1 protein-coding gene and 1 pseudogene are annotated in these 1,628 nt (G+C 73.0%); both read left to right on the forward strand.

Annotation, left to right across the window (positions count from 1 at the left end; genetic code table 11):
* A pseudogene (locus ACWGIG_RS38780) lies at positions 1 to 719 on the forward strand (tetratricopeptide repeat protein); the annotation flags it as partial.
* A gap of 75 nt (positions 720 to 794) precedes the next feature.
* On the forward strand, positions 795 to 1,613 hold the full coding sequence (locus ACWGIG_RS38785; protein WP_453326428.1) for a hypothetical protein: 819 nt from the start codon (positions 795 to 797) through the stop codon (positions 1,611 to 1,613).
* Positions 1,614 to 1,628 lie beyond the last annotated feature (15 nt).

Raw genomic sequence — 1,628 nt, forward strand, 5'->3', positions numbered from 1 at the left:
GCGGTGGGTTCCGCCGGGACGACCGCCCCAGCAGCGGCCCGCGTCGGGACGACCGCCCCAGCGGCGACCGTGGCGGCTTCCGCCGTGATGACCGTGGTGGTCGTCCGGCCGGCGGTGGCTTCGAGCGCCGCGACGACCGTCGTGATGACCGGGGCGGCGACCGCGGTGGGTTCCAGGGTCGTGATGACCGTGGTGGCCGTCCGGCAGGTGGCGGTTTCGAGCGTCGTGACGACAACCGCGGCGGCGGGTTCCGGCGGGACGAGCGGCCGACCGGTGGCGATCGTGGCGGCTTCCGTCGCGACGAGCGGCCGAGCGGTGACCGTGGTGGCTTCGAGCGTCGTGATGACCGCGGTGGCGACCGTGGGGGCTTCCGTGGGCGTGATGACCGTGGTGGTCGTCCGGCCGGTGGTGGCTTCGAGCGGCGTGACGACAACCGCGGCGGGGGCGACCGCGGTGGGTTCCGCCGGGACGACCGCCCCAGCAGCGGCCCGCGTCGGGACGACCGCCCCAGCGGCGACCGTGGCGGCTTCCGCCGTGATGACCGTCCGACCGGTGGCGACCGTGGCGGTTTCCGTCGGGACGACCGGCCCACTGGTGGCGACCGCGGTGGCTTCCGCGGGCGTGACGACCGGGGCGGCGACCGCGGTGGATACCGTGGCTCGCGCGACGAGCGGGGCGGCGACCGTGACGGGTTCCGTGGGCGTGACGACCGCGACCGGGAGCCGATCAAGCGGCTGCCGATTCCGGACGACGTCACGGGGCGCGAGATCGACCCGGACGTACGCCAGGAGCTGATGAGCCTGCCGAAGACGCTGGCCGAGGACGTCGCCAGGAACCTGGTGATGGTGGCCAAGCTGATCGACGACGAGCCCGAGGAGGCGTACGAGTACTCGCGTATCGCGCTGCGTCTCGCCTCGCGAGTGGCGGCCGTCCGTGAGGCCGCGGGCTTCGCCGCGTACGCGACGCAGCGGTACACCGAGGCGCTCGCCGAGTTCCGTGCGACGCGTCGGATGACCGGGACCGTCGAGCTGTGGCCCGTCATGGCGGACTGCGAGCGTGGTCTCGGCCGTCCCGAGCGGGCGATGGCCATGGCCGGCGAGCCCGAGGTGCAGAAGCTGGACAAGGCAGGTCAGGTCGAGATGCGGCTGGTCGCGGCCGGTGCGCGGCGTGACATGGGGCAGATCGACGCCGCCATCGTGACGCTGCAGGGTCCCGAGCTCGGGTCCAGCTCCGTACAGCCCTGGACGGCTCGGCTGCGGTACGCGTACGCCGACGCTCTGCTGACGGCGGAGCGCAAGGACGAGGCGCGCGAGTGGTTCGCCAAGGCGGTCGAGGCGGACAAGGACGGCAGCACCGACGCCTCCGACCGGCTCGCCGAGCTGGACGGTGTCGAGTTCGTCGACGCGCTCGTCGAGGACGAGGGTGACGAGAGCGACGAGGTTTCTTCCGTGGAAGAGGCCCCGTTCGAAGAGCCTGCGGTCGTAGAGGTGGCGGTGGCGGAAGCCGCGGCCGAGATTCCGGCCGAGGACGAGGTCGACGCCGAGGACGAGGTTCCGGCTGAGGCCGGTGCCGAGGTTCCGGTCGAGGCCGAGCGTGAGGCCGACAAGGGCTGAGTGTGGTGAAGAGGG

The organism is Streptomyces sp. NPDC054863 (assembly GCF_053610825.1).